Annotated in this window: 35 protein-coding genes and 1 tRNA gene; 17 read left to right on the top strand and 19 right to left on the bottom strand. The window is 70.6% G+C overall.

The window, feature by feature from the left end; translation table 11 throughout:
* Positions 1–18 precede the first annotated feature (18 nt).
* Positions 19–1,155 (top strand): carboxylesterase family protein, encoded by a 1,137-nt coding sequence (locus ORI60_RS22295; protein WP_266039777.1) that lies wholly within the window; start codon positions 19–21, stop codon positions 1,153–1,155.
* Positions 1,152–1,907, top strand: coding sequence for a class I SAM-dependent methyltransferase (locus tag ORI60_RS22290; RefSeq protein WP_266039775.1), 756 nt, complete (start codon positions 1,152–1,154; stop codon positions 1,905–1,907). Before ORI60_RS22295 ends, ORI60_RS22290 begins: the two co-directional genes overlap by 4 nt.
* Here the strand turns inward: ORI60_RS22290 and ORI60_RS22285 are convergent.
* Both ORI60_RS22285 and ORI60_RS22280 read right to left on the bottom strand, forming a co-directional pair.
* The gene (locus tag ORI60_RS22285; protein ID WP_266039773.1) at positions 1,879–2,541 is read right to left on the bottom strand and encodes a hypothetical protein; all 663 of its coding nucleotides are present in this window, start codon (positions 2,539–2,541) and stop codon (positions 1,879–1,881) included. The two genes, ORI60_RS22290 and ORI60_RS22285, sit on opposite strands and share 29 nt — an antisense overlap.
* Before the next feature lie 81 nt (positions 2,542–2,622).
* Positions 2,623–3,801, bottom strand: a complete 1,179-nt coding sequence (locus ORI60_RS22280) for a glycoside hydrolase family 27 protein (protein ID WP_266039771.1) — start codon at positions 3,799–3,801, stop codon at positions 2,623–2,625.
* Positions 3,802–4,194: 393 nt separating this feature from the next.
* Here ORI60_RS22280 and ORI60_RS22275 point away from each other — a divergent pair, with 393 nt between their 5' ends.
* Complete coding sequence (locus ORI60_RS22275) at positions 4,195–4,809, top strand: TetR/AcrR family transcriptional regulator (protein ID WP_266039769.1); 615 nt, start codon at positions 4,195–4,197, stop codon at positions 4,807–4,809.
* Here the strand turns inward: ORI60_RS22275 and ORI60_RS22270 are convergent.
* Positions 4,806–5,027, bottom strand: a complete 222-nt coding sequence (locus ORI60_RS22270; protein WP_030469566.1) for a DUF3618 domain-containing protein — start codon at positions 5,025–5,027, stop codon at positions 4,806–4,808. The two genes, ORI60_RS22275 and ORI60_RS22270, sit on opposite strands and share 4 nt — an antisense overlap.
* A 109-nt stretch (positions 5,028–5,136) precedes the next feature.
* On the opposite strand from ORI60_RS22270, the gene ORI60_RS22265 reads away from it, so the two are divergent.
* Positions 5,137–5,213, top strand: a tRNA-Leu gene (locus tag ORI60_RS22265).
* A gap of 67 nt (positions 5,214–5,280) precedes the next feature.
* Here the strand turns inward: ORI60_RS22265 and ORI60_RS22260 are convergent.
* Positions 5,281–6,399 carry an ATP-binding protein gene (locus ORI60_RS22260; RefSeq protein WP_266039764.1) on the bottom strand — a complete coding sequence of 373 codons (1,119 nt, stop codon included), beginning with the start codon at positions 6,397–6,399 and terminating at the stop codon, positions 5,281–5,283.
* A gap of 344 nt (positions 6,400–6,743) precedes the next feature.
* Between ORI60_RS22260 and ORI60_RS22255 the strand changes: the two genes are divergently transcribed.
* Positions 6,744–7,358 carry a DedA family protein gene (locus ORI60_RS22255; RefSeq protein ID WP_266039762.1) on the top strand — a complete coding sequence of 205 codons (615 nt, stop codon included), beginning with the start codon at positions 6,744–6,746 and terminating at the stop codon, positions 7,356–7,358.
* 14 nt (positions 7,359–7,372) lie between these two features.
* Here the strand turns inward: ORI60_RS22255 and ORI60_RS22250 are convergent, their stop codons facing one another.
* Positions 7,373–8,476, bottom strand: coding sequence for an NAD(P)-binding domain-containing protein (locus ORI60_RS22250; RefSeq protein WP_266039760.1), 1,104 nt, complete (start codon positions 8,474–8,476; stop codon positions 7,373–7,375).
* Positions 8,477–8,514: 38 nt separating this feature from the next.
* On the opposite strand from ORI60_RS22250, the gene ORI60_RS22245 reads away from it, so the two are divergent.
* The 5 genes from ORI60_RS22245 (at position 8,515) to ORI60_RS22225 (ending at position 12,271) form a co-directional block, all read left to right on the top strand.
* Positions 8,515–9,267, top strand: coding sequence for a hypothetical protein (locus ORI60_RS22245; RefSeq protein WP_266039758.1), 753 nt, complete (start codon positions 8,515–8,517; stop codon positions 9,265–9,267).
* Positions 9,268–9,274: 7 nt separating this feature from the next.
* On the top strand, positions 9,275–10,303 hold the full coding sequence (locus ORI60_RS22240; RefSeq protein ID WP_266039756.1) for an LLM class flavin-dependent oxidoreductase: 1,029 nt from the start codon (positions 9,275–9,277) through the stop codon (positions 10,301–10,303).
* 337 nt (positions 10,304–10,640) lie between these two features.
* Positions 10,641–11,168: a hypothetical protein gene (locus ORI60_RS22235; RefSeq protein ID WP_266039755.1), complete on the top strand. Its 528-nt coding sequence runs from the start codon at positions 10,641–10,643 to the stop codon at positions 11,166–11,168.
* A gap of 10 nt (positions 11,169–11,178) precedes the next feature.
* On the top strand, positions 11,179–11,646 hold the full coding sequence (gene bcp / locus ORI60_RS22230) for a thioredoxin-dependent thiol peroxidase (RefSeq protein WP_266039754.1): 468 nt from the start codon (positions 11,179–11,181) through the stop codon (positions 11,644–11,646).
* 283 nt (positions 11,647–11,929) lie between these two features.
* The gene (locus ORI60_RS22225) at positions 11,930–12,271 is read left to right on the top strand and encodes a DMT family transporter (RefSeq protein ID WP_266039752.1); all 342 of its coding nucleotides are present in this window, start codon (positions 11,930–11,932) and stop codon (positions 12,269–12,271) included.
* Positions 12,272–12,278: 7 nt separating this feature from the next.
* Here the strand turns inward: ORI60_RS22225 and rdgB are convergent, their stop codons facing one another.
* On the bottom strand, positions 12,279–12,878 hold the full coding sequence (gene rdgB / locus ORI60_RS22220) for an RdgB/HAM1 family non-canonical purine NTP pyrophosphatase (RefSeq protein WP_266039750.1): 600 nt from the start codon (positions 12,876–12,878) through the stop codon (positions 12,279–12,281).
* Entirely contained in the window at positions 12,875–13,639 is a 765-nt protein-coding gene (gene rph / locus ORI60_RS22215; RefSeq protein ID WP_266039748.1) for a ribonuclease PH, read from the bottom strand. Before rph ends, rdgB begins: the two co-directional genes overlap by 4 nt.
* 49 nt (positions 13,640–13,688) lie before the next feature.
* On the opposite strand from rph, the gene ORI60_RS22210 reads away from it, so the two are divergent.
* Positions 13,689–14,183, top strand: coding sequence for a DUF2231 domain-containing protein (locus ORI60_RS22210; protein ID WP_266039746.1), 495 nt, complete (start codon positions 13,689–13,691; stop codon positions 14,181–14,183).
* On the opposite strand, the gene ORI60_RS22205 is transcribed toward ORI60_RS22210, so the two are convergent.
* Genes ORI60_RS22205 through ORI60_RS22190 form a run of 4 tightly spaced genes read right to left on the bottom strand, consistent with a single transcriptional unit; the run spans position 14,141 to position 16,698 of the window.
* Entirely contained in the window at positions 14,141–14,557 is a 417-nt protein-coding gene (locus ORI60_RS22205; protein WP_266039744.1) for an OsmC family protein, read from the bottom strand. The genes ORI60_RS22210 and ORI60_RS22205 overlap by 43 nt on opposite strands.
* On the bottom strand, positions 14,554–15,321 hold the full coding sequence (locus ORI60_RS22200; protein WP_266039742.1) for an MBL fold metallo-hydrolase: 768 nt from the start codon (positions 15,319–15,321) through the stop codon (positions 14,554–14,556). Before ORI60_RS22200 ends, ORI60_RS22205 begins: the two co-directional genes overlap by 4 nt.
* A gap of 1 nt (position 15,322) precedes the next feature.
* A complete protein-coding gene (gene murI, locus ORI60_RS22195) occupies positions 15,323–16,075 on the bottom strand; it encodes a glutamate racemase (RefSeq protein WP_266039799.1) in 753 nt (250 codons plus the stop codon).
* An 11-nt stretch (positions 16,076–16,086) separates the two neighbouring features.
* On the bottom strand, positions 16,087–16,698 hold the full coding sequence (locus ORI60_RS22190) for a rhomboid family intramembrane serine protease (protein ID WP_266039740.1): 612 nt from the start codon (positions 16,696–16,698) through the stop codon (positions 16,087–16,089).
* 33 nt (positions 16,699–16,731) lie between these two features.
* Between ORI60_RS22190 and ORI60_RS22185 the strand changes: the two genes are divergently transcribed.
* Positions 16,732–17,592, top strand: a complete 861-nt coding sequence (locus tag ORI60_RS22185; protein WP_266039738.1) for an SMP-30/gluconolactonase/LRE family protein — start codon at positions 16,732–16,734, stop codon at positions 17,590–17,592.
* An 85-nt stretch (positions 17,593–17,677) separates the two neighbouring features.
* On the opposite strand, the gene ORI60_RS22180 is transcribed toward ORI60_RS22185, so the two are convergent.
* The 3 genes from ORI60_RS22180 to ORI60_RS22170 are packed head-to-tail and all read right to left on the bottom strand — an operon-like array spanning position 17,678 to position 19,351.
* On the bottom strand, positions 17,678–18,628 hold the full coding sequence (locus ORI60_RS22180) for a PLP-dependent cysteine synthase family protein (RefSeq protein WP_266039737.1): 951 nt from the start codon (positions 18,626–18,628) through the stop codon (positions 17,678–17,680).
* Between the two features lie 8 nt (positions 18,629–18,636).
* Positions 18,637–18,909, bottom strand: a complete 273-nt coding sequence (locus ORI60_RS22175; protein WP_030479225.1) for a MoaD/ThiS family protein — start codon at positions 18,907–18,909, stop codon at positions 18,637–18,639.
* 31 nt (positions 18,910–18,940) lie between these two features.
* Positions 18,941–19,351, bottom strand: a complete 411-nt coding sequence (locus tag ORI60_RS22170) for a M67 family metallopeptidase (protein WP_323055929.1) — start codon at positions 19,349–19,351, stop codon at positions 18,941–18,943.
* Positions 19,352–19,461: 110 nt separating this feature from the next.
* Between ORI60_RS22170 and ORI60_RS22165 the strand changes: the two genes are divergently transcribed.
* Genes ORI60_RS22165 through ORI60_RS22155 form a run of 3 tightly spaced genes read left to right on the top strand, consistent with a single transcriptional unit; the run spans position 19,462 to position 20,736 of the window.
* Entirely contained in the window at positions 19,462–19,806 is a 345-nt protein-coding gene (locus ORI60_RS22165) for an ArsR/SmtB family transcription factor (protein ID WP_266039736.1), read from the top strand.
* Positions 19,799–20,320, top strand: coding sequence for an SRPBCC family protein (locus ORI60_RS22160; protein ID WP_266039735.1), 522 nt, complete (start codon positions 19,799–19,801; stop codon positions 20,318–20,320). Before ORI60_RS22165 ends, ORI60_RS22160 begins: the two co-directional genes overlap by 8 nt.
* On the top strand, positions 20,317–20,736 hold the full coding sequence (locus ORI60_RS22155; protein ID WP_266039733.1) for an SRPBCC family protein: 420 nt from the start codon (positions 20,317–20,319) through the stop codon (positions 20,734–20,736). The genes ORI60_RS22160 and ORI60_RS22155 overlap by 4 nt, the downstream gene beginning before the upstream one ends.
* Here ORI60_RS22155 and ORI60_RS22150 read toward each other — a convergent pair.
* The 4 genes from ORI60_RS22150 to clpS are packed head-to-tail and all read right to left on the bottom strand — an operon-like array spanning position 20,720 to position 22,796.
* Positions 20,720–21,016, bottom strand: coding sequence for a hypothetical protein (locus ORI60_RS22150; RefSeq protein WP_266039731.1), 297 nt, complete (start codon positions 21,014–21,016; stop codon positions 20,720–20,722). The two genes, ORI60_RS22155 and ORI60_RS22150, sit on opposite strands and share 17 nt — an antisense overlap.
* Positions 21,017–21,034: 18 nt before the next feature.
* Positions 21,035–21,946, bottom strand: coding sequence for a P1 family peptidase (locus tag ORI60_RS22145; RefSeq protein WP_266039730.1), 912 nt, complete (start codon positions 21,944–21,946; stop codon positions 21,035–21,037).
* A complete protein-coding gene (locus ORI60_RS22140) occupies positions 21,943–22,500 on the bottom strand; it encodes a DUF2017 domain-containing protein (RefSeq protein ID WP_266039729.1) in 558 nt (185 codons plus the stop codon). Before ORI60_RS22140 ends, ORI60_RS22145 begins: the two co-directional genes overlap by 4 nt.
* Complete coding sequence (gene clpS / locus ORI60_RS22135) at positions 22,497–22,796, bottom strand: ATP-dependent Clp protease adapter ClpS (RefSeq protein ID WP_030479230.1); 300 nt, start codon at positions 22,794–22,796, stop codon at positions 22,497–22,499. The genes ORI60_RS22140 and clpS overlap by 4 nt, the downstream gene beginning before the upstream one ends.
* 79 nt (positions 22,797–22,875) lie before the next feature.
* Here clpS and ORI60_RS22130 point away from each other — a divergent pair, with 79 nt between their 5' ends.
* Together ORI60_RS22130 and ORI60_RS22125 are read left to right on the top strand one after the other, a co-directional pair.
* Positions 22,876–24,159: a nicotinate phosphoribosyltransferase gene (locus ORI60_RS22130; protein WP_266039795.1), complete on the top strand. Its 1,284-nt coding sequence runs from the start codon at positions 22,876–22,878 to the stop codon at positions 24,157–24,159.
* A 1-nt stretch (position 24,160) separates the two neighbouring features.
* The gene (locus ORI60_RS22125; RefSeq protein ID WP_266039723.1) at positions 24,161–24,700 is read left to right on the top strand and encodes an isochorismatase family protein; all 540 of its coding nucleotides are present in this window, start codon (positions 24,161–24,163) and stop codon (positions 24,698–24,700) included.
* On the opposite strand, the gene ORI60_RS22120 is transcribed toward ORI60_RS22125, so the two are convergent.
* Entirely contained in the window at positions 24,697–25,365 is a 669-nt protein-coding gene (locus ORI60_RS22120; protein ID WP_266039722.1) for a hypothetical protein, read from the bottom strand. The genes ORI60_RS22125 and ORI60_RS22120 overlap by 4 nt on opposite strands.
* Positions 25,366–25,392 lie beyond the last annotated feature (27 nt).

Genomic DNA, 25,392 nt, shown 5'->3' with positions numbered 1-25,392 from the left:
CGTGCCTAGTATCGGTCGGTGATCACTGCCGAAGGCCTCGTACGGGCGCGCGGAATCCGTTACGCGACAGCCGACCGCTTCGCCGCGCCGTCCCCCGTCGCCTGGGACGGGGTGGTCGACGACTCGCGGCGCGGCCCCGCCTGCCCGCAGCCCCCGTCGGCGCTCGCGTCGGTGGTCGGCAGCTCGGTGGAGGGTCTCGCGTTCGACGAGCACTGCCAGGTGCTCTCGGTGACCGCTCCGGCCGGGGCGTCCGGGCTGCCGGTGATGGTCTGGTTCCACGGCGGGGCGTACGTGACCGGCAGCGGCGAGTCCACGAAGTACGAGGCCGGGCTGCTGGCCTCGGAAGGCGTCGTGGTGGTCAACGTCAGCTACCGCCTCGGCGTCTTCGGCTACCTGCGCGACAACCTCGGCCTGCTCGACCAGCTCGTGGCGCTGCGGTGGGTGCGGGACAACGTCGCGGTGTTCGGCGGCGACCCCGCGAACGTCACGGTCTTCGGGCAGTCCGCGGGCGGCGACTCGGTGTACGCGCTGATGCTCACCGACACGGAGGGCCTGTTCCACCGCGCGATCATGCAGAGCGCGCCGATGGGCACCCGCAGTCCCGAACGCGCCGAGATGACGGCGGCCTTGCGTGCGGAGATCTCCGTCGACGCCACCACCTCGGTGGAGGACGTGCTGGCGGCGCAGGTCGCGGCCGTCGCCGCCGTCGGTCCCCGGTTCGTGCCGTCGGGCGGCATGCCGTTCGCACCGGAGGTCGGCGCCGATCTCACCGCGGCCGCGTCGCGCGTGGAACTGCTCGTCGGGCACACGGCCGACGACGGCAGCCCGTACGTGCCGGACTCGCGGTACTGGGAGGCCGTGACCGAGCTGATCTTCGCCGGTGGTGCGCGTGAGCTGGTGCGGGACTGGACGGCGGCGGGCGGCCGGGTCGCCACCTACCTGTTCGGGTGGGCCCCGGACGGTGCCCCGCTGGGCTCGTGCCACTGCATGGAACTGCCGTTCCTGTTCGACCCGGAGGGCTGGCTCGGTGCGGGCATGCTCGCCGGGCAGGAACCGGATCCCGTGCTGGCCAAGACGCTGCGGGGCGTCTGGACGGCGTTCGCGCGAAACGGGCTGGACGCGTTGCCGTCCCGGTCACTTGAATTCGGCGGATGACCGACCGCGAACGTTTGCGCACCACCTTCGGCGAGGACGCGGCCCGGTACCACCGGGCACGTCCCACCTATCCCCCGGAGCTGTTCGAACGCCTGTCCGGCCCGCGCATCCTGGAGATAGGTCCCGGAACGGGCCAGGCGACGCTGCCGCTGACGGCGCTGGGCGAGGTGACGGCGGTCGAGCTGAGCCCTGATCTGGCGGCCGTCGCCCGTGCCCACGCCCCCACCGCCCGCGTGGTCGTGGCGGACTTCGACGTGTGGCCGCTGCCGGATCCGTTCGACCTGGTGGTGTCGGCGACGGCGTTCCACTGGCTCGACCCCGCCACCCGGATGGCCCGCTGTGCCGCCGCTCTGCGTCCTGGCGGCTCGCTGGCCGTGATCTCGACGCACCACGTCGCGGGCGGGACCGAGCAGTTCTTCGCGGACGTGCAGGAGTGCTACGAGCGCTGGGACCCCACGACACCGCCGGGCCTGCGGCAGTCGCCCGCCTCGGCGATCCCCCGCGAGTTCGACGACAGCGCGTTCTTCGGCGAGCCCGAGTTCCACCGGTACGAGTGGGAGCAGGCCTACGACACCGAGGCGTACGCGGACCTGCTCCTCACCTACTCGAACCACATCGTGCTGCCGGACCGCGACGCGTTGCTCGCGGACATCCGCCGGCTGATCGACACGCGCTACGACGGCCGGATCGTGAAGCGCTACCTGACCCAGCTCGCGCTCGCGGTCAGGGTTTCCGGACCCGGCCGGCCATGAGCACCGCCGCGCCACCGCCCCCCACGAGCACGAGCCCGGCCAGGCCGAGCGGCAGGACGTCGAAGCCGGTGAACGCCAGGTCCTCCGCGGTCTCGCGAGCCGGAGCCGCCTGAGGTGCCGGCGGGGCTCCGCCCTGCTGGACCGCCGGTGGAGCCTCGGTCGTGGTCGCCGGGGTCGTGACCGGGGTGGTGGTCACCGGAGGCGTTTCCGCTGGTGCGCAGCCCGTGTGGGCAGGGTTGCCGCGGCCCACGCCGTGGTTCGAGTCGCACTCGTAGCCGGAGTTGGCGTCCGAGCCGCCCGGCTGCTGACCCGGCGGGTTCTTGTTGTCGGCCTTGCCGACGCAGCCGGCGCACGGTTTGCCGTTCGCCTCGCCCGTGCCGTTCCCGTTCTGCGACGGCGAGCCGTCCCGGGTCGAGTCGTACGGGCCGGACACGTTCGCGCCGTTGCCGCTGAAGTCCGCGTTCGACGGCGGTTGCGGCACGGAGGTGTCCTGCACCGACTGTCCCGGCGGGACGTTCGGGTTGTTCGTGATCCCGCTGCCCTTGCCGTTGCCGGGGTCGGCGAGCGCCAGACCCGGCGCCAGCGCCAGCGCGGCGGCCACCGCGAGGGCGGGGAGTAGACGCGTTGCCTTCATGCCCGAGATATCAGACGGCCTGTGACCCGCGTTACACCAGGTCACAGGCCGTCCTCATCGGACTACGCACCGGTGGTGCCGTCACCGGCGGGCGGGTTGGGGGGCGGTCCCTTCCTTCGAGACGCGGTAGATCACCGTGTCGTGCGACGGGACCGAGGCCGAGATCGCGCCGGACGTGGTGCTCACCGACTTGGTCCACAGGTCCTTCAGCACCGCCGGACCGGTCATGCCGATCTCCTCCAGCGACGTCGAGACGGTCTGCGTGGCCGCGGACTTGTTGAACAGCGCCACGGCCTTGTCGCCGTTGGCCAGCGGCTTCACGATCACGTCGACACCGGACGTGCCGGTGGTGCGGATCCGCTTGCCCTGCACGCCCAGCCGGTCCTGGTCGACCGCGATGACGTCCTTGTTCTCCAGGATCGCGAACGTGTCGGCGGAGGCCTTGCGCAGGTCGGAGCCGATCAGCAGCGGTGCGGCCATGATCGCCCACAGCGAGAAGTGGCTGCGGTACTGCACGGCGTTCATCTTGCCGTTGCCGACCTCGAGCATGTCCGGGTCGTTCCAGTGGCCGGGCCCGGCGTAGGAGTCCAGCACCACGTTCTCCTCGTAGATCTCCATCGTGCGCGCCCAGGTGTCGACGATGTCGCCGGTGGTGCGCCAGAGGTGGCCGGTGTCGGAGGCCCACTCCCACGGCTTGCTCTGGCCCCATTCGCACAACGAGAACACGATCGGACGGCCTGTCTTCTTCAGCGCGTCGCGCATCGTGCGGTAGCGCTGCTTCGCGTCGACGCCCTGGTTGTTGCAGTTGTCGTACTTCAGGTAGTCGACGCCCCAGGACGCGAACTGCTGCGCGTCGGACTCCTCGTGCCCCAGACCACCGGGGAAGCCGTTCTCCTTCTCGCAGGTCGCGGTTCCGGCCGAGGTGTAGATGCCGAACTTGAGGCCCTTGGAGTGCACGTAGTCCGCGACGGCCTTGATGCCGTTGGGGAACCGGGTGCGGTGCGGGACGAGCTTGCCGTCGGCGTCGCGGGTCTTCTCGGCCCAGCAGTCGTCGATGTTGACGTACTCGTAGCCCGCGTCCTTCAGGCCCTTCGACACGAAGATGTCGGCGATGCCCTTGACCATCGCCTCGGTGAACTCGGGGCCGCAGGCGGTGGAGTTCCAGTTGTTGAAGCCCATCGGCGGGGTCAGCGCGAGGCCGTCCGGCAACGCCCTGGCAGCGGGGGCGACCAGGACCGCACCGGCCACTGTGGACAGCACGGTCAGCGCGACGGCCAGCCTGACCCGTCCCGGTGCTCGTCCGGGTCGGCCGCGATCTTCAGTTTTCCGACAGGAAGTCCGCGGATCTCGGACCGGAAACTCCTCCCGGATGCGTTTCGACGTGCCATCGCGGACCGGGACATCCGATGAATTGATTTCTTCGCTGGACGTTGCCCCTGGTCGACCCGTGGGCACCGCAGCCGTGAGCTTCCCGAAAAGGCGTGTCGTTCCGAAGGACATCGTCCACTCCTCCCGCGCGCATGACCGACCAACCTCAACACGATGCAACAACCGGGTGCTGCTCGCCCTGCGAGTGGGCCAGGACGCCTAGGATGTGCCGCCAAAGGGGCGGGGAGGACACGCATCAGCCGTGCCCTGGTACGAGGAGGTGGCATGGCTGTGTCGACAGCGGCGATCAACGAGGGCAGGGTGCCTCAGCGGGGCCGTCCTCGCGACGCCAGCAGGGACGACGCTTTACGACAGGCGGCGCTCGAGGTGATGGCCGAGGTGGGGTACCGGGCCCTCACGATGGACGCGGTGGCGGCCCGCGCGCGAGCGGGCAAGGCGACGATCTACCGGCGGTGGGAGTCGAAGCTCGATCTCGTGATCGACACGTGCACCCAGCTCGCCACGCAGAACCTCGCGGCGCCGGACACCGGCTCGCTGGCCGGGGACCTGCGCGAGTTCCTCTCGTCGTTCGCCGCGTTCCTCTCGGGACCGATCGGCAAGGCGGCTCAGGCACTCGTGGGCGAACTGCCGCACGAGCCCGAACTGGCGGCGGCGTTCCGGGAGACGTTCCTGATCTCGCAGCGCGACGTGCTGCGCGGCATCCTGGACCGGGCCGCCGAACGGGGCGAGCTCAAGGCCGACGCACCGCGCGGCATGGCGGTCGAGATCGCGGGCGCCGCCCTGATCTACCGGCTCATGCTGACCGGGGACCCGCTCGACGAGCCGTTCGTGGAGAAGGTCGTCGAGCAGGTGCTCCTGCCGTTGGTGCGGGTTTCCTAGCGGAAGAGCTTGCGGACCAGCGCGAAGCCGACCACGGCGCCGACCGCGATCAGGGTGTACTTGACCTTGGGCTGGCTCAGCACGTCGAGCACGGACGACTTGCCCTGCTCGACGAGCTTCTGCGGGTTGGCGCGCTCGCTGAGCTCGTCCAGGGTGGCGGCCAGCGCGGTGCGAGCCTGCTCGATCTCGCGCTGGATGGTGTCGGGATCGCGAGCCACATGTCCTCCTAGCAGCGGTTCTGCCCGCAACCGTAGTGGACGGCCAGGAGGGCGGCTTCGCGCGACCCGCGAGAGCGTGTACATGGAGGGCCTATAGGCTTCCACCCGAGGGGTCGTAGCCCAATTGGCAGAGGCACTGGGTTTAGGTCCCAGCCAGTGGGGGTTCGAGTCCCCCCGACCTCACCACCCTCCTGGGCCAGGTGTGCTCGCGCAGCACGTTCGCCCAGGTCAAACCGCGTGGCGCCGCGGCTCTTCAGTGGTTCGCCGCAGGGGCCTGCCCGCGGCGGACCACCTCCGGATCAGCCCCTGGGGCACCGCGCGCCTGCCCCGCGAACTGCTCCGCGAGCCGTTCCCTGCCGAAGAGCCGGACCGACTCGAACTGCTCGAACCGACCGGCCCCGCTGAACGTGAGCAGCGACTTGGCCACGAGCGCGGACAGCAGCACCAGCACCCGGTCCGAGGGCAGGTCGCAGGCCTGGACCGCGACGTCGAGCCCGAAGCCGCCTGGCCGCTGCGAGATGCACCGGAACACGTGCTGCTCGTCGGCGCTCAGGCGGTCGTAGCTCCACCCGATCGCGGCGCGCAGGCTCTGGTGGCGTTCCGCGGCGGTGCGGTTGCCCCGGTTGAGCAGTTCCAGCCGGTCGTCGAGCCGCGCCAGGACCTCCCTGACGGGCAACAGGGTCACGAGCCTGGCCGCGAGCTCGATCGCCAGCGGGAGGCGGTCCAGGCGCGCGCACAGGGCGGCCAGCGCGTCCCTGTCGCCGAGCCGCAGGCCCACCTGGTTCGCGCGGGCGCGGTCGGCGAACAGCTCCACCGCGTCCGCGAGCGACAACGGCCGCACCGCGAAGAGCACCTCCCCCGGCACCCGCAGCGGTTCGCGGCTGGTCGCGATGACCGCGAGGCCGGGGCAGCCGAGCAGCAACGGCTCCAGCAGCGCGGAGCACTCCGCCGCGACGCGTTCGCAGTTGTCCAGCACGAGCAGCGTCTCGCGGCCCGCCAGCGCCCGCACCAGCGTGCTCAGCACGGGTTCGCCGACCGGCTCGCCGAGCGCGGCCGCACAGGCACGGCCCACGTCGTTCGCCGGGGCGAGGTCGACCCACGTCGCCCGGCTTCCGGTGAACTCCTTGGCCAGCCTGCTCTTCCCGACGCCCGCCGGTCCGACGAGCGTGAGCACGCGAGCGCCGGCGAACGCGTCGAGCCCGGCCAGTTCGGCGTCGCGGCCGACGAAGCTGTCCAGGGCCGTGACGGGTTCGTGGACACGCCGCCGGTACGCCCGCTGCCGGCACGCGTTCGAGCAGTACCGGGCGTGTCTGCGCCGGGAAGTGGCGGTCGAGGTGCCGCAGAACGCACACGTTCCCACCTGGTCAGCCATCGAACCCGATCGTAGTCAAACGACCAGAGGCCGGAAAGGCCTTTCCGGGACGATGTGGACCAATGGCACATCTCGCGAGACGCCGCCGTTCCGCTTTGCCGCTCCCGGTCACCGCCGAATCCTCTGTGGATGACCTCGCGTGGTCCGCGCTCGGCGTGAGGACTCTCACGCTGAGCGTCCCGGACGGCGGTGATGGCACGCCGAACGACCACAGTTCCTGGTCAGGCACAAGGATTCGGCGCCCCCTAGGGGGTTTCCCCCAGGCCGGAGCTGGGGTTCACCCCACCCCGATCTTGCGGTTCACCCCAATGTCCCCGCACCACGCCGTCCGTAGCTTGGACGTCATGAACTTGGTCGACTGGGTCACCGACCTGATGCACACGGCCGGCGCACCCGGAGCGGCTTTGGCGATCGCGCTGGAGAACCTGTTCCCGCCGCTGCCGAGCGAGGTCTTCCTGCCCCTGGCCGGCTTCACCGCGGCCCAGGGCAAGATGTCGCTGCTCGACGCCATCCTCTGGACCACGCTCGGCTCGGTCGCCGGCGCGCTGCTGCTGTACTGGATCGGCGCCGCGCTGGGCCGTGACCGGGTCCGCCGCATCGCCTCCCGCATGCCCCTGGTCCGGGTGTCCGATGTGGACAGGACGGAGGCCTGGTTCCTGCGCAACGGCTACCGCGCGGTCTTCTTCGGCCGCATGATCCCGGTGTTCCGCAGCCTGATCTCGATCCCGGCCGGCGTCGAGCGCATGCGGCTGGCACCGTTCGTCGCCTACACCGCGGCGGGCAGCCTGCTGTGGAACACGGCGCTGATCCTCGCGGGGTACCTGCTGGGCGACAACTGGCACCTCGTCGAGCAATACGTGGGCATCGGCTCGAAGGTGGTTTTAGGCCTGGCGGTCGTGGCCGTCCTGGTCTTCGTGGTGACCCGCCTGTCGAAGAGGCGGGCCAGGTCACGCGTCTGAGCACCCGTGCCCGGCTAGTTCGCGACCTTGAGGCCGTCCAGGTAGCCCGTCAGCTCGCGAACGGCGCTGCGCCCGGCCCGGTTCGCCCCGATCGTGCTGGCCGAGGGCCCGTACCCGACGAGGTGGATGCGCGGGTCGGACACCACGCGGGTGCCGTCCACCTGGATCCCGCCGCCGGGGGCACGCAGGTGCAACGGCGCGAGGTGCTCCAGGTCGTGCCGGAAGCCGGTGGCCCACAGGATGACGTCGGCGTCGAAGCGTTCGCCGGACGCCCACTCGACGCCGGTGGGCGTGACCCGCTCGAACATCGGCTTGCGGTCCAGCACCCCGGAGGCGATGGCGGCGCGCGTCTGGTCGGTCAGCGCCAGCCCGGTGACGCTGACGACGCTGCGCGGGATCAGGCCGGCCCGGACGCGTTCCTCGACCATGCCGACCACCCAGCGGCCGTAGTCCTCGGTGAACGGCCCCTCCCGCCACACCGGTTCGTGCCGGGTGACCCAGCGGGTCTCCGCGGCAACCGGGGCGAGTTCCATCAGCAGCTGCGTGGCCGACGCGCCGCCGCCCACGACCACGACGCGCTTGCCCGCGAAGTCGGCGGGGCCCTGGTAGTCGGTGGTGTGCAACTGGCGGCCCTGGAACGTCTCCTGGCCCGGGTAGTGCGGCCAGAACGGGCGGCGCCACCTGCCGGTCGCGTTGATCAGGCCGCGGGTGGTCCAGACGCCGCCGGTGGTCTCGACCTTGAGCAGCGAGCCGTCGTCCACCACCCGCGTGACGTTCACCGGGCGCACGACGGGCAGGTCGAAGAGCTGTTCGTAGCGGGCGAAGTAGGACGGGATGGCCTCGTTGGCGGCCTCGTCGGGAGAGGGCTGCTCGAACGGCATGCCGGGCAGCTCGTGGATGCCGTGCACGGTCCGCATGCGCAGGCTCGGCCAGCGGTGCAGCCAGGCGCCGCCGGGAGCGTCGTTCGCGTCCAGCACCACGTGGCCCACCCCGCGGCGCCGCAGGAAGTACGAGGCGGACAGGCCCGCCTGTCCCGCTCCGATCACCACCACATCCGTCACATCTCGGTCAACGGGAGGAGGAGGCCGAGTCTTCTCGCCCTGTGATCCATGAAACATCCGGCACAACGTCCGGGTGACCGCTAGCTTCCGGGAGCGTGCACCTACTCATGACGATGGCCTTGCTCGCGGCACCCGTGTCCACGGCGGCGCCCGTTCCCGCGCCGACCGCCTCCTACGCGGTCTACGACCGGATCACGCACCAGGTGACCGGCCGGGACGTGCACAAACCGATCAGATCCGCCTCGCTGGTGAAGATCCTGATCGCGATCGAACAGCTGGAGACGCGGGGCGACGACCCGCGCATCGAACCCATGCTGCGGGTCAGCGACGACTACGCGGCGAGCGAGCTGTGGGTGGAGAACGGGTGGGAGCAGGTCGTCGTGCGCACGGCCGAGCGGCTCAAGCTCGACGACACGCGGCCCCCGGAGAAGCGGGGCATGTGGGGCTACACGGCCGTGAGCGCCTCGGACGTCGTGAAGATCTACCGGTACGTGCTGGAGGAAGCGAAGCCCAAGGTGCGGCACACGATCATGGGGCACCTGCAGCGGGCCGAGAAGTGCGCGTCGGACGGGTTCGACCAGTCGTTCGGACTGCCGTCCGCCACGTGGAAGCCCGCGTTCAAGCAGGGCTGGTCGGGGTTCGGCGACCCGACGAGGCCGTGCGTCGACAGGCCGCGCCCGCGCGTGCAGTGGGACCTCGACACGAAGTCGCCGGCCCTGCACACGTCCGGGACGTGCTGGTTCAGCATCGTCGCGGTGCTGACGCTGCACCCGGAGGGCACCACGTACGAGAAAGCCGCGAAACGAGTTACCCGGCTCACGGAAGAAGTCACGAAGTATCGGTGTTGATCGATGCATGAGCCGTCTCACTGAGATCCCGCTGTCCGTTCTCGACCTCGCTCCCATCACGTCGGGGTCGGACGCGACGACCGCGCTGCGGAACTCGCGGGAGCTCGCTCAGCAGGCCGAACGCCTCGGCTACCACCGCTACTGGTTCGCCGAGCACCACAACATGCCGGGCATCGCCTCGTCTGCGCCCGCCGTGCTGATCGGGCACATCGCGGACGCCACCGAGACGATCCGCGTCGGGTCGGGCGGCGTCATGCTGCCCAACCACGCACCGCTGGTGGTCGCCGAGCAGTTCGGCATGCTCGAGGCGCTGCACCCCGGCCGCATCGACCTCGGCATCGGCCGCGCGCCCGGCACCGACCAGAAGACGGCGCGGGCGTTGCGGCGCACCGAGGCAGGTCTCTCCGCGGAGAACTTCCCGCAGGAGCTGACCGAGCTGATCAAGTACTTCGAGGGCACCGCCGAGCTCAACGCCGTGCCCGCCGCCGGCAACAAGCCGCCGATCTGGCTGCTCGGCTCGTCCGGCTACAGCGCGCAGGCGGCGGGGATGCTGGGCCTGCCGTTCGCGTTCGCCCACCACTTCAGCGCGCAGAACACGCTGCCCGCGCTGGAGCTGTACCGGCGGCACTTCCGCCCGTCCGAGGTGCTCGACGAGCCCTACGCGATGGTGTGCGCCTCGGTCGTCGTCGCCGACACCGACGAGCACGCCCGCTACATCGCGGGTCCGGGAGCGCTCTCCTTCGTGCGGCTGCGGCAGGGCCGCCCGGCCCCGCTGGCCACGCCGCAGGAGGCCGCGGACTACCCGTACACCGAGATCGACCAGTTGGTGATCGAGGACCGCATGTCCAGCCAGATCATCGGGTCCCCCTCAACGGTCCGCTCCGGGCTGGACGAGTTGATGGAGTCGACGGCGGCCGACGAGCTCATGGTGACGACCATCGTGCACGGGCACGATGACCGTCTGCGTTCGTTCGAACTCCTCAGCGAGGTGGCCGAACGGACGCCGTCACTGGGCTGTTCAGCCGCACATACGTGAGTCGGCCAGGCGTGACCTTCACGTTTTGTACGACAGACACTGGTCTGAACGGGTGATAAACGGCTCCGCTTGTAGCGCGTGGCACACAGTGGGCGATGATCGGTGTGAGCGCGCACGCCCCCCGACGCGCTCCCTAGCGTGACCCGCGGCCTCGGCCGCACGGACGGCGTGGGGCCGGCGCACTCTGTGGCGCCGCCCACGCCGCCCATCACGAGTCGGCCACGTCCCGGCACCAGGTCCGCTTCAGAGGCCTCTTTCGTTCGCACTTCCCTCTTCGGCACCGTCACAGTTGACGTGAGTCGTTCACACCCACCGCCGGGGTGGGAAAGGGGAGTTCGTGAAGTTCGCCAAATCGGCCGCGGGCCTGTGCCTGGTGCTGGCCGTGGCGGGATGTGCGGGCCCCGGTGTCGCCGTCACCCCCGACGAGAACCTGACGGTCGAGCAGCGAGCCGAGACGCCGAGCGCGTCCGGTGCCGCCGGGTACGGCACGCAGCGCGTGTGGGCCTCGGGCCTGTCCGTCGTGGTCTCCGCCCCCCGCTCCCTCTCACCGTCCGAGACGGCGATCCCGAAGGCCAGGCGCACCGCCGTCTTCACGATCACCGTCTACAACGGCTCCAAGGCCCCCTACCTGCCCTCCCAGCTCTCCGTGCGCGCGACGGCGGACGGTGAGCCCGCCGCCGAGCTCGTCGACTCCGTGCAGGGCCTCAACGGCCTCGCCGCCGCCGTGGCCGAGCTCCCGCCGGGCCGTGACACGCAGCTCCAGCTGGCGTTCGCGGTACCCGAGGCGCCGGTGCGCATGCAGCTGACCATCCAGCCGGGTGGGCAGGGCCAGGACGCACCCACCGTCTTCGAGGGCCAGGCCTAGTCTCTGGGGCATGACCAGTCGTCTCGAACCTGGTGACACCGCGCCCGCGTTCACGCTGCCCGACAGCGAGGGCAAGCCGGTGTCCCTGTCCGACTACCTCGGCAAGTCCGTGGTCGTGTACTTCTACCCGGCCGCGAGCACCCCGGGCTGCACCAAGCAGGCCTGCGACTTCCGCGACAACCTCGGCGCCCTCGCCGGCTCCGGCTACGAGGTCGTCGGCATCTCGCCCGACAAGCAGGAGAAGCTCGCGAAGTTCCGCGACGCCGAGGGCCTGACGTTCCCGCTCCTCGGCGACCCGGACAAGAAGGTCCTGACCGAGTGGGGCGCCTTCGGCGAGAAGCAGAACTACGGCCGCACCGTCCAGGGCGTCATCCGCTCGACGTTCCTCGTCGGCCCCGACGGCAAGATCGTCAAGGCCATGTACAACGTCCGCGCGACCGGCCACGTCGCCAAGCTCCTGCGCGAACTCCCCGCCTGATCCCCCACCGCACGTGAGGCCGTCGTCGCTTCAGACTGCGACGGCGGCCCTTTTCAGGTATGGTCGAACGGAGGGCGTGCAACAAAGCCGCCCCTGTTCCGGTGAGGGTGATACACCGTGTGTCGTTTGACGGCACCTAACGGCCCCGACATCCCGTCTGATTTCATCTTGCGAGTCCACTTCCCCACGCGCGGCGGCTGACCAGGGCTTTTCGCCCATCCGTCAACCGTTGTCTTCAACACGCACGCCTAGCGCTGCGTGCATTTCGTGCTGGGAAAATTCAATGCTCAAGTGGATGTTGCTCGCCCTCGCCGTGGGTGCGGAGGTTTTCGCGACCCTGTGCCTCAAATACTCCGACGGCTTCACCAAACCGTGGCCCACGGCGGGCCTCGGCGCGGGTTTCCTGACCGCGCTCTACCTCGAATCGCTCGTGATCAGAATGGGCGTGCCGGTGGCCATCACCTACGCGATCTGGGCAGGCGCCGGCATCGCCCTGGTGGCGATCACGAGCCGGGTCCTGTTCGCGGACCCGCTGAACCTCGCCATGCTCGCGGGCATGGCTTTGATCGCCGCGGGCGTCTGCGTCGTGTCGGTGGCCTCACACGCGCAGGCCGCCACGGTGTGACCCGCGGCTAGACCAGCTTGCGCAGGTACGGGACGAGGAGCTTCAGGGCGCGGCCCCGGTGGGACTCCGCGTCCTTCTCCTCGGCCGTCATCTCGGCTGAGGTGATCTCGTACCCCTCGGGCACGAAGATCGGGTCGTAGCCGAAGCCGTTGGTGCCACGACGGGCGCGCAGCAACGTGCCGCGCCACTCGCCTCGCACGACGACCTCCTCGCCGCCGGGCACCACGAGGGCGACCACCGAGATGAAGGCCGCGCCGCGGCGCTCGTCCGGCACGTCGCCGAGCTGGCCCAGCAGCAGGTCCAGGTTGGCGTCGTCGTCGCCGTGGCGGCCCGACCAGCGGGCGGACAGCACGCCGGGCATGCCGTTCAGCTCGTCCACGGCGAGGCCGGAGTCGTCCGCGACGGAGGCCAGGCCGGTGGCGGCAGCGGCGTCGCGGGCCTTGGCCAGGGCGTTGCCCTCGAAGTCCGGCGCGGTCTCCGGGGCCTCCGGGAACTCGGGCACGTCCGACAGGGACAGCACCTCGATGCCGGCCAGCGACTCCGACACCACGATGCGCTGGAGCTCGCGGAGCTTCTTCGCGTTGCGGGAGGCCAGGAGGAGCTTCATCGCTTGCTCGCCTTGGGCTCCGGCAGGACGCCGGGGTACGGCTGGGCGAGAGCGGCGGCCTGGAGGCGGTTCAGCTCGGCGCAGCCGCGCAGGGCGATGTCGAGCATGCGGTCCAAAGTGGACCGGGCGAACGTCGCGCCCTCGCCGGTGCCCTGGACCTCGATCAGCGTGCCCGCGTCGGTGGCGACGACGTTCATGTCGACCTCCGCGCGCGAGTCCTCCTCGTACGGCAGGTCGAGGCGCACGCGGCCGTCGACGACGCCGACCGACACCGCGGACACCGCGCACGACAGCGGGGACGGGTCGGCCAGGCGGCCCGCCGCGCCCAGGTACGTCACCGCGTCGGCCAGCGCGACGTACGCGCCGGTGATCGCGGCCGTGCGGGTGCCGCCGTCGGCCTGGATGACGTCGCAGTCGATGACGATGGTGTTCTCGCCCAGCGCCGCCAGGTCGATGCAGGCACGCAGGGAACGGCCGATGAGGCGCGAGATCTCGTGCGTGCGGCCGCCGATGCGGCCCTTCACGGACTCGCGGTCGCTGCGGCTGTGCGTGGCCGACGGGAGCATCGCGTACTCGGCGGTCACCCAGCCGAGGCCGGAGCCCTGGCGCCAGCGGGGGACACCTTCGGTGACACTCGCGGCGCACAGCACGCGGGTGTTCCCGAACTCGATCAGGACCGAGCCCGCGGGCCAGGTCTGATATCTACGCGTGATCCGGATGTCACGCAACACGTCGTCGTTTCGGCCATCGCTTCGCACCACGGCGCTTACCCTAATGAACCCTGCGGAGCGCCATGGCGTAGGGAGAGACATGCTGACGATCGACGGTATTCCGCTCCACCCCTTGCTGGTGCACGCGGTGGTCGTGCTGTTGCCCCTCGCGGCGCTCAGTTCGGTCGCGATCGCGCTGGTCCCGGCCTGGCGGCGCCGGTACGCGTGGCCCGTTCTGGGGGTCACGCTGGCAGGTGTCGCGGCGGTCCCGATGGCCAAGCAGGCCGGTGAGGACCTGCAGACGGCACTGCAGAACAACGGCGTGCAGAACCCCGCCATCCAGACGCACGCCGACCTCGGCACGACGCTGCTGCCCATCGCGCTCGGGTTCGGCGTCGCGGTGATCGCGCTGCTGGTCGCGGGCCGGCTCGCCGATCGCGAACGGCAGGCGGAGGCACCCACCACGAAGACGTGGCGGGTGCTCTCAGTCGTGGTGTCCGTGCTGGTCGTGCTGCTCGCGATCGGGACGACGGTGCAGACCGTGCGCGCCGGTCACAGCGGTTCGGAAGCCGTCTGGAGCGGCGTCGGGAGCTGAAGCGGCGCCGTCGCCGACTGCTTCAACGTCCGCGTGACCGTGCAGAACTGCTCCACGGCGCGCCGGACGACGATCTCCAGCGCCTCCGGGTCGTCCACCGCGGACAGGTCGTACGAGAGCGTCACCGGGATGGAGATCACCTCGTTGCCGCTCTCCGACTGGACCGCGTCCGCCTCCGCTGTCAGCTGATCACCGCCGGTTCTGCGCAGGATCAACGTCTCCGACGTCACGACCGCGCACCCGGCGGCCGCCGCGACCAGCAGCTCGACCGGGCTGAACGAGCCCTCCTGGCCCTTGCGGCCGATCCGCACCGACGCACCGCGCCCGTTGGAAGCGACGAACTCGTGCTCGCCGACGCGCTCCAGGTTGATCATGTCCGCTCCCCCACCTCGTACCGGCCGCCCTGCACGACCAGCTCACAAGGCCCGCCGAACGCCGACCGGGCCTCCTCCAGCACGTCCTCACGCGACGTCCACGGCGGCACGTGCGTGACCAGCAGCCGCCCGGCCCCCGCCCGCGCGGCCAGCTCACCCGCCTCGCGTCCGGACAGGTGCAGATCCGGCTGCCGGTCCGGCGCGTGCGTCCAGCTCGCCTCGCTCAGCAGCACGTCGGCGCCGGACGCCAGCGAGTCCAGCGCGGCACAGGGCCCGCTGTCCCCGGTGTACGCCAGGGTCACCCCGCCGTAGGAGATCCGGAACCCGTAGGCCTCGCAAGGATGTGCGACCACGGCGGAGTCCACGGTGAACGGTCCTATCTCCACCCGCGACCCCAGGCCGTGGAAGGAGAAGACGTCGCTCAGGTCCAGCGACGACCGCTCGGCCTCGTTCGGCGCGTAGGCGGCGGCGAAGCGCGAGTGCGCGTCGGCGGGCGCGTGGACGGGCAGCGTCCCGGACGGCGGAACGGGGTGGTACTTCCTCGCCACGTACAGGGAGGACACGTCGATGCAGTGGTCCGGGTGCAGGTGCGAGAGCACCAGCGCGTCCATCGAGAACAGCGGCCGCTCCTCCTGGAACCGCGACAGCGCCCCGTTGCCGAACTCCAGCGCCAGCGTGAACCCTTCGGCCTCCAGCAGGTAGCCCGACGCCGCGGCACCGGGGCCGGGGATGCTGCCGGAGCAGCCGAGGACGGTCAGCAGCACATCAGCCCCACTGTTCGAAGGTCGGCAGGAAGCGGGCCGCGAGCTTCGCGAACCGCTCGGGCGGCCCGGTGCACGTCACCCGGTGCAGCGCGGGCCCGGAGCCGGCGAACTCGTCGCGCTCGGTCAGCAGCCGCACGACGTCCTTCACCGTCTCCTCGGCGCTCGACACCAGCGTCACGTGCTGGCCCATGACGATCTGGATCACGCCCGTCAGCAACGGGTAGTGCGTGCAGCCCAGCACGACCGTGTCGACCTCGGCGCGCTGCAACGGTTCCAGGTAGGCCTGCGCCAGCCCGAGCACCTGCCGGCCGGAGGTGATGCCGCGCTCGACGAAGTCGACGAACCGCGGGCACGCCGCCGCCGTCACCGTCACGTCGCGCGCGGCCTGGAACGAGTCCTGGTAGGCGTGCGAGTTGATCGTGCCGACCGTCGCGATCACGCCGACGCGGCCGCTGCGGGTCGTCGTCACCGCGCGCCGCACCGCCGGGAGGATCACCTCAACCACCGGCACGTCGTAGCGCTCACGGGCGTCGCGGAAGCAGGCGGCGGACGCGGTGTTGCACGCGATCACCAGCATCTTCGCGCCCTCGTCCACGAGCCTGTCGCAGATCTCCAGGGCGTGCTTGCGCGCCTGCGCGATCGGCAGCGGCCCGTAGGGACCGTGTGCCGTGTCGCCGATGTAGTGGATCGACTCGCCCGGCAGCTGGTCCATGATCGCGCGGGCGACGGTGAGGCCGCCGACGCCCGAGTCCATGATCCCGATCGTCACGCCGTGAATGTAGCGGGTGTTGTAGTGCGCCGGTTGTCGCGAGAAACACCCCACGCGGCCAGGACGCCGCCGATCGCGCCGAACAGGTGGCCTTCCCACGACACGCCTGGCTGGCCGGGCAGCACGCCCCACAGCGCGGCGCCGTACAGCATGAACACGCCGACGGCGATCACCAGCTGCAGCCACGAGCGCGCGAAGATCCCGCGCACCAGCAGGAACGCGAGGAAGCCGAACACCAGCCCGGACGCGCCGATGTGGCTGCCGGGACTGCCGAGCACCCACACGCCCAGCGCGGACGACAACCAGATGACGGCGGTGACCTGGAAGAACTGCTTGAGCCCTCCCGAGTTCGCGAGGAACCCCAGCAGCAGCAACGGAACCGCGTTGCCGGTGAGGTGGCTCCAGTCGCCGTGGATCAACGGCATCCACAGCAGGTTGTCCCACTCGCTGAAGTCGCGCGGCCGCACGCCGTCGTCCTCCAGCGAGCCGCCGGTCGCCACGTCGAAGGCCTCGACGACGTAGAGGAAGCCGACGAACCCGGCCACGACCAGCAGCGACAGCACTGGGTGCGGCGGTATTACCCGTTTCGCGAGCGCGGTGCGGTCCACGTGTCCAGAGTACGTGCCAACTAAGGTGGTTGGGTGTCGATCGAAGTAGCGGTACGCGCATCCGCCCAGCTAGGTGAGGGCCCGACGTGGGACCACAGCAGCTCCACGTTGCTGTGGGTGGACATCCTCGCCTCGGAGGTGCACCGGTACGCACCCGCGCGGGACGACGACGCGGTGCTCGTGGTGCCCCAGCACGTGGGCGCCGCCAAGCCCCGCGCGCAGGGCGGCATCGTCTGCAACCTGCGCGACGGCATCGCGCTGGTCGACCGCGACGGCACCAAGAGCTGGCTCGTCTACTGGGCTCGCGACGGCGTGCGCGGCAACGACGCGGGCATCGACCCGTCGGGCCGCCTGTGGGCCGGCACGATGCGCTACGACCAGGCCGCCGACGAGGGCTGGCTCGCCAGGATCACCGGTGACGGCTCCGCGAAGGTCATGGTGGACAAGGTGAACACGAGCAACGGCGTCGGCTGGAGCCCCGACGGCGAGCTCATGTACTACATCGACACGCCGACCCGCCGCATCGACGTCCTCGACTTCGACAACGCGGCAGGCACCGTCGCGAACCGCCGCCCGCTCACCCACGTCGGCAACACCGACGGCTGGCCGGACGGGCTCACCGTCGACGCCGACGGGTGCGTGTGGGTCGCGCTGTGGGGTGGCCGCGCCGTGCGGCGCTACACACCGGCCGGTGAGCTCGACCGCGAGATCGAGGTGCCGGTCGACAACCCGACCGCGTGCTGCTTCGGCGGGGCCGACTTCACCGACCTCTACGTGACGTCCGCCCGCGTGGGGCTGTCCGACGAGGCGCTGGTGGAGCGGCAGCTCAACGGCTCGGTGCTGGTGCTGCCCGGCGTCGGCCAGGGCGTGCCGGGCGTCGCGTTCAACGGCTGAGGCGCGCTGCCGCAGGGGTCCCCCCGAGCTGGGAACCCCTGCGTCACAACTTACTCGGCACCACCGACAAGATCGGCGGGATCGCTCACGCCCAGAGGTGGCCGTCGAGCTTCGCGGCCGCCTCGTCCAGAGTTCCGGCGTAGGCGCCGGTGGACAGGTACTTCCACCCCGCGTCGCAGACGATGAACACGATGTCCGCGGACTTCCCCGCCACCTGGACCTTCTGCGCCACGGCCAGCGCGGCGTGCAGGATCGCCCCCGTCGAGATGCCGGCGAAGATGCCCTCGGTCTCCAGCAGCTGCCGGGTGCGGCGCAACGCGTCGTAGGACCCGACCGAGTACCGCCCGGTCAGCACCGACTCGTCGTACAACTCCGGCACGAAGCCCTCGTCGAGGTTGCGCAGGCCGTAGACCAGCTCGCCGTACCGCGGTTCGGCGGCGATGATCTGCACGTCCGGCTTGGCCTCGCGCAGGTACCGCCCGACGCCGACGAGCGTGCCCGTCGTGCCGAGACCGGCGACGAAGTGCGTGATCTCGGGGAGGTCCTTCAGGATCTCCGGGCCCGTGCCGCGGAAGTGCGCCTCCGCGTTCGCCGGGTTCCCGTACTGGTAGAGCATGACCCAGTCCGGGTTCTGCTTGGCGATCTCCTTCGCCGTGGCGACGGCCTGGTTCGACCCGCCGGCGGCAGGCGAGAACACGATGCGCGCGCCGTACGCCTGCAGCAGCTGCCTGCGCTCGGACGAGGTGTTCTCGGGCATCACGCACACCAGGCCGTAGCCCTTGAGCTTCGCGGCCATGGCGAGCGAGATGCCGGTGTTGCCGGACGTCGGCTCGAGGATCGTCGCACCGGGACGCAGCACGCCGTCCCGCTCCGCCGCCTCGATCATGGCCAGCGCGGGCCGGTCCTTGATCGAGCCGGTCGGGTTGCGGTCCTCGAGCTTCGCCCACAGGCGCACGTCCTCGGACGGCGACAGGCGCGGCAGGCCCACCAGCGGCGTCCCGCCGAGCGCGTCCAGGAGCGAGTCGTAACGGGCCATGGGAGAGATCAGCCGCCCGCGACGGCCGGGAGGATGGTGACGTTGTCGCCGTCCTTCACCTCGGCCGCGAGGCCGCCGGAGAAGCGCACGTCCTCGTCGTTGACGTAGACGTTGACGAACCGGTGCAGCGTGCCCTCCTTGACCAGGCGGGCCTTGAGGCCGCCGTGGTTGTTCTCCAGGTCGTCGATGACCTCGGCGAGCGTCGTACCGGCAGCGGACACCGACTTCTCGCCCCCGGTGTGGGTGCGCAGGATGGTCGGGATCGACACGGTGACTGCCATGGTGGTTCTACCTCCGGGAAACGGGTGCAACTCAGGATTCGACGATCTTGACCGGTTCCTCGGTCACGACACCGTCGACGATGCGGTACGACCGCAGCTCGTGCTCGATCGGGTCGCGCGTGGAGACCAGCACGTAGTGCGCCTCCGGCTCGCCGGCGAACGAGATGTCGGTGCGGGACGGGTACGCCTCCGTCGCGGTGTGCGAGTGGTAGATGACCACCGGCACCTCGTCGTTCGCGTCCATCTCGCGCCACACCTTGAGCTGCTCGGCCGCGTCGAACCGGTAGAACGTGGGCGACCGCTCCGCGTTCTCCATCTCGATGAAGCGCTCAGGGCTGTCGGACCCGTACGGCCCGGCGATCACCCCGCACGCCTCGTCGGGATGGTCGCGGCGCGCGTGGGCCACCATCGCGTCCACCAGGTCACGGCGAATCACCAGCACGCGTCCAATCCTACGGGCTGACGAGGGTTGTCTCGGTATGCGAGATACCCGCGCTCCGCTGGTTGTTTTAGCTCTGGCTTATATTAGCCAGAGCTACTACAGTCACCGCCGTGCACGCGTTCGACGTACTCGCAGACCCGGTGCGCCGGCGGATCCTGGAGCTGCTCGCGAGTGGCGAGCGGGCGGCGGGAGACGTCGGCGAGGTGGTCCAGGCCGAGTTCGGGATCACCCAGTCCGCCGTGTCGCAGCACCTGAAGGTGCTGCGCTCCTCCGGGTTCGTCGAGGTCAGGCCCGAGGGCACGCGACGGCTCTACGCCGTGGCGCCCGACCCGTTGCGGGAGGTCGACGCGTGGCTGGACCACTTCCGGCGGTTCTGGGAACCGCATCTCGACGCGCTGGCGACCGAACTGGCACGCGGCAAGCGCGAACGCAGGCTGGAGGCAGAAGATGACTGATCGCGCCTACGAGGACGGCAAGCTCGTCATCCGGCGGCACTACAAGGCGGAGCGCGAGGACGTCTGGGACGCCATCACCGCGCCGGAACGCCTGGTCAGGTGGTTCCTGCCGATCAGCGGTGACCTCCGCCCAGGCGGCCGCTACCAGCTCGAGGGCAACGCGGGCGGCGAGGTCGTCCGCTGCGACAGGCCCAGCGAGATCGGCCTCACCTGGGAGATGGGCGGCGGCGTGACCGAGGTCGTCGTGAGGCTCGACCCGGACGGCGACTCGACGGTGCTCACGCTGTCGCACTCCCCCGTGCCCGGCGAGCTCATCCCGAACGCGTCACCGACGATGTGGGGCCTCGGCGCCGGCTGGGAGATGGGCTTGCACGCGCTGGAGGACTTCCTCGCGGGAAACCTGCCGGAAGGCGCCGCGAAGGACTGGATCGCGACCGCGTCGCCGGAGGACCTGATGGCCGCGGGAGTGCGGGCGCAGCAGATCAGCGACGCGTGGACGGAGGTGCTCGGATGAGGTTCACCAAGGAGGTCGTGCTCAACAGGCCGATCGAGGCGGTGCGGGTGATCACGTCCGACCCGGCCCACCTGCACGGGTGGCAGCCGGACCTGGTCAGCATCACCCAGCACAGCGAGACACCGGGCGCGCCCGGTTCCACGGCGACGCTGAGGTACCGCAAGTTCACGCTGGAGGAGACGGTGCTGTCCGCGACCGCCGACGAGCGGATCTCCCAGTACCGGACGACCGGGATGGTGCACACGATCACCAACCGCTACTCGGCGATCGACGACCAGCACACGCTCCTCGTGTGCGACAACGAGTTCGAACTGTCCGGGCTGCTGAAGCTCGGCCGCAGGGTGCTCGAGAAGTCGCTGCGCGAACAGGTCGAGCGCAACGTCGACAACTTCAAGGCGTTCATCGACGCCGGCTGAGCACCACCACGAGGTAGAGGGCCAGCAACGCCACCCCGCGCCGCCGTTGTCCCTGGTCGAGCCCGCGCCACGCGGCCAGTTCGGCCCAGGCGGCGAGCGGCGTGACGGCGACACCCACCTTCATCAGCACTTTTCCCAGCCCCGGTGGCACCAGGAACGCCGCGGCGAACAGCCCCGCGGGCGCGACCACCGCCAGCTCCCTGCCGGGAATCTCCCGCGCCGCGCCGGGCGGTGCGAGCTCGGACACGACACCTGCTGCCTGATCGATGACATCGGCCATGCCGGGTGGTTACCCAACTCAGAGGTCGCGGAACGCCGACACGCCGTTCACCGAAGTCGCCTCGCGCACACCGGACACCACGGCCTCAGCGAACATCTCGGCCGCCGCCGTGCACAGCGCGTCCAGCGCGAACGCACGCGGCCCCGCGAGCGGCACGGCCCCCGTGGCCAGCGCGAACACCGTGTCGCCGTCGAACATCGAGTGCGCGGGCCGCACGGCGCGGGCCAGGCCGTCCTGCGCGGCCATCGCGAGCCGCTGGCACTCCGCCTTGGACAGGTCCGCGTCCACCGCGACCACGCCGATCGTGGTGTTGAGGCCTTCGGGCTTGCGTTCGGGCAGTGCCACCGCCGACGTTCCGAGCGAGGGCAGCCACGGCAGGCCGGACGCGCGGTCGACGACCTCGCCGGCCGCGTTCACCACGGCCAGCGCGCCGACCTGGTGCGCGCCGACCGTCGCCGAGGCGACGCCGACACCACCCTTGAGCGACCCGACCCGCGCACCGGCACCCGCGCCGACGCAGCCCAGTGCGAACTCGGAGGTGGCCGCCTCGCAGGCCGCGTAGCCGAACGCGGCGTCGGGCCGGTTGCCCCACTCCGACATCGGCAGGTCGAAGATCACCGCGCCGGGCACGATCGGCACGACGTGGTGCGGCTGGGCGCCCACCTGGAAGCCGATGGAGCGTTCGGAGAGCCACCGCATGACGCCGTCCGCGGCCGCGAGCCCGTAGGCCGAGCCACCGGAGAGGCAGATCGCGTGCACCTGCTGGACCAGGTTCGCCGGGTCCAGCAGGTCGGTCTCGCGGGTGCCGGGAGCGCCACCGCGGCCGTCCACGGCCCCGACCGCGCCGCCCGGGACCAGCACGACGGTCGTGCCGGTCGCCCAGCCGGGTTCGAGGCGGTGGTGGTGGCCGACGAGGACGCCGGGAATCACGGCATCATCGCTTCGACCAGCGTGTCCTGCACCCAGGTGAGCCAGTGGTAGACGCCGAGGTGCGGCGATCTCGGGTCCTCCGGCGGCAGCTCGTCCGGCATGTCCTCGGTGACGTCCAGCGCTGTCCCCAGGGCCAGACGCACGTCGTTGAGCGACGACATCCAGGCCTCGGCTTCCGCGATGGTCAGCCGGAGCTCACCGCCGTCGGGTGAGCAGGTGCGCAGCACGGTCTCGGCCGCGCCTGTCTTGTGGTCCAGAAGCTCCGGCTCGTGCAACGAGCGCAGCGCCGCCGCCGAGTTGACCTCGTCCGGGTCGGGCGCGTCGTCGTCGAGGCGGTGGAAGTCGGGCAGCAGCCTGCCCAGGATGGGGTCGTCGGGAGCCTCCGACGAACCGGTCCTGATGCCGGTCAGCTCCGCGAGCTCGTCCTGGGGCGCCTCCTCGGCGCGGGCCAGCAGCATGTCCTGGATCTGGCTGACCAGACCGCGCACGACCGCGGCCTCCTGCCGATCCAGCCTGCCGACGACGACGTCGCCGTCGCGGATCCACCTCTTCACGAGGCCCGCTGCATGGTCGCCCAGAGCCCTGCCGCGTGGAGTTTCGCCACGTCGGCCTCCACCTTGTCCTTGGTCCCCGATGTCACGATCGCCTTGCCCTTGTGGTGCACGTCGAGCATCAGCTTGGTCGCATGGTCCCTGCTGAACCCGAACAGCTTCTGGAACACGTACGTCACGTAGGACATGAGGTTTACCGGGTCGTTCCAGACCACGGTCTGCCAGGGTCGGTCCTCGGCGGCGACTTCCTCGCCGACGGCCTCCGGCTGCGTCCGTTCCTGTTCGACGGGCGTGGTCATACCGCCAATGGTGTCATGTTCGCCGCAGTGACGGAGACCGCGTGCGGGTAAACCGGATGCGACCTTAGGGTTGGTGACCATGAACTCGACGGCGTTGCTCACCGACCATTACGAGCTCACCATGCTCGCGGCCGCGCTGCGTGACGGCACTGGTGACCGTCCGTGCGTGTTCGAGCTGTTCGCGCGCCGGCTCCCGAACGAACGGCGCTACGGCGTGGTCGCCGGCACGAACCGGCTGCTCGACGCGATCGCGGACTTCCGGTTCGGCGAGGAGGAGATCGAGCAGCTGCGCCGCAACGCCGTGGTCGACGATTCCACCTTGGAATGGCTCGCGAACTACCGGTTCAGCGGCGACGTCGACGGCTACCCCGAGGGCGAGCTGTACTTCCCCGGTTCGCCGGTGCTGACGGTGCGCGCGTCGTTCGCCGAGGGCGTCGTGCTGGAGACGCTCGCGCTCTCGATCCTCAACCACGACAGCGCCATCGCGTCCGCCGCCGCCCGCATGGTGACCGCGGCGAACGGCCGCAGGATGATTGAGATGGGCTCGCGCCGCACGCACGAGGAGGCCGCCGTGGCATGTGCCCGCGCGTCGTACCTGGCGGGCTTCACCGCGACGTCCAACCTGGAGGCCGGGCGCCGGCACGGCATCCCGACGGCCGGTACGTGCGCGCACGCGTTCACGTTGCTGCACGACTCCGAGGAGCAGGCGTTCCGCAGCCAGGTCGAGGCGCTGGGCGCCGGGACGACGTTGCTGGTCGACACCTACGACATCACCGAGGGCATCAAGACCGCGGTCGCCGTCGCCGGGCCCGATCTCGGCGCGATCCGGATCGACTCGGGCGACCTGGGCGTGCTGGCCCGCCAGGCCCGCGACCAGCTCGACTCGCTGGGCGCCCGCAGCACCCGCATCGTCGTCTCCGGTGACCTCGACGAGTACTCGATCGCCGCCCTGCGCGCCGAGCCCGTGGACGCGTACGGCGTCGGCACCTCGGTCGTGGTCGGATCCGGCGCGCCGACCGCGGGCATGGTCTACAAGCTGGTCGAGGTCGACGGCAGGCACGTCGAGAAGCGCAGCACGTCCAAGCAGTCGCGCGGTGGCTGGAAGAAGGCGCTGCGCAGGCACAAGGACACGGGCACGGCGCTGGAGGAGGTCGTGTTCCAGGCGTCCTCCGAGCCCGAGCTCGGCCCGCACGACCGGCTGGTGCAGATCCCGCTGATGCGAGCGGGCAAGGTCACCGACGAGGTGCCCACCCTGGAGCAGAGCCGCGAACACCTGCGTGCGGCTCTGGTGAGCGTGCCGTGGGAGGGCCTCAAGCTCTCGCGCGGCGAGCCCGCGATCCCGACGATCTACGTGGAGAACTGACATGACCAAGGCACTGATCGTCGTCGACGTGCAGAACGACTTCTGCGAGGGCGGTTCACTGGCCGTCGCCGGTGGTGCGGCGGTGGCCGCGGCCATCTCGCAGCACATCGCGACCTCGTCGTACGACCACGTCGTGGCGACGCGGGACTACCACGTCGACCCCGGCGCCCACTTCTCCCTGACGCCGGACTTCATCGACTCGTGGCCGGTGCACTGCGTCGCGGGCTCGCCCGGGGCGTCGTTCCACCCGGAACTGGACGTGTCGGGGATCGAGCAGGTCTTCTCGAAGGGCCGTTTCGCCGCCGCCTACTCGGGTTTCGAGGCGGAGAACGACCTCGCGGGCTGGCTGACGGACAGGGGCGTCACCGAGGTGGACGTCGTGGGCATCGCGACCGACCACTGCGTCCGCGCCACCGCCCTCGACGCCCACCGCAACGGCTTCCGCACGAGGGTGCTCGTCGACCTGACGGCGGCGGTCGCCGCGACGACCCGCGACGCCGCCGTTGAGGAGCTGCTCGCCGCGGGTGTCGCGGTCGCCTAGGGCGTCGGCGAACAGGCGACCGTGCCGAGGGTGATGCTGCCGGTGTAGCCGGACGACGGCTCGAACGTGATCTTCAGCAGGGTCATGCTGAGGCTGCCGTCGTTCGGCACCGGGAACACGGTGTCGGTGAACTTGGCCTTGGCGAGCACGGTGCCGTTGCTCGCCTTGACGTCGTGCACGTGGCCGGGCGGGATCTGCGCCGGCAGCCCGGGCCAGCCGGACATGCCCTTGAGCTGCCAGCCCGCCGACGTGCCCTTCTCGTCGGCGTTGCAGGTGACCGACCACTCGGCGATCTTGAGCCGCGGCCCCTTGTTCCCGCCGGACAGCCCCGCGAGGGCGGACAGGTCGAAGGCCACGCCCTTCGCCGCGGACTTGGTCCTGGTCAGGAACTGGTCCGGGTTCACCACCTCGGTCGTGCAGGTGGAACTGGTCTCGCCGATCGTGAGCCCGGTCCGGCTCACCGCCGGGCTGGAGCCGGTGACGGTGCCCGCCGCGTCCGGGTTCACGTCGCACACCGCGAGCGGCGCCACCGTGAACGTCTGGCCCGCCTTCGCGAAGTCCGCGGATCCCGCCGACGCGGTGCCGGGCGGGTTGGCCGCGAGTGCGGTGCCCGCGGTCGCGAACATCAACGCGACCACAGCGCCGGCGATCGAACTCTTGCGCATTTTTCGCATTGCCTTTGTTCCCACCAC

Origin of the sequence: Lentzea sp. NEAU-D7 (assembly GCF_026242055.1) — a bacterium.
GTDB lineage: Bacteria > Actinomycetota > Actinomycetes > Mycobacteriales > Pseudonocardiaceae > Lentzea.
Note: the sequence above shows the minus strand (reverse complement) of the source record. Positions and strands in the feature narration are given on the sequence as shown.